Source organism: Alphaproteobacteria bacterium (assembly GCA_025800285.1).
Lineage (GTDB): Bacteria > Pseudomonadota > Alphaproteobacteria > JAOXRX01 > JAOXRX01 > JAOXRX01.
On sequence record JAOXRX010000061.1, the window covers coordinates 1 to 547 of the forward strand.

1 rRNA gene is annotated in these 547 nt (G+C 35.3%); it reads left to right on the forward strand.

From position 1 onward, the window contains the following. Positions 1–257: 257 nt before the first annotated feature. A 23S ribosomal RNA gene (locus tag OIF36_03155) occupies positions 258–547 on the forward strand; the annotation flags it as partial.

The following is a 547-nucleotide window of genomic DNA, read 5'->3' on the forward strand; positions in this document are numbered from 1 at the left end:
GAAAAAGCTTTAGTTTTTTTAAGCAACAATGTTATTTAAAAATTTAATGTTAAAGTCTTTAATTTTTTCGTTTAAATCAATATCTTTCGTATGAAGATGATTTAAAAAAAACAAAAAAATTTCATATCTAAAGTTATAAAGAAATTTATAACATCAATATAGATAGACACAACTGTTTTATTAAGCGAATATGTTTAATAAGATAGTAGCCAAGGAATAATTATTCAAAAAAGCGGTTAATCGAAAGATTAACTTTATAATAAGCTATTAAGGGCTAATGGTGGATGCCTAGACTGTAAGAGGCGAAGAAGGACGTACTAGACTGCGATAAGCTTCGGGGAGCCGTCAAGAGGCTTTGATCCGGAGATTTCCGAATGGGACAACCCAGCATATGGAGACATATGTTACCTTTCGAGGGGCTAACCTGGTGAAGTGAAACATCTCAGTAACCAGAGGAAGAGAAATCAAATGAGATTCCGTTAGTAGCGGCGAGCGAACGCGGATTAGGGCAAACCCTATGCTTGCATAGGGGGTTGTAGGACCATAA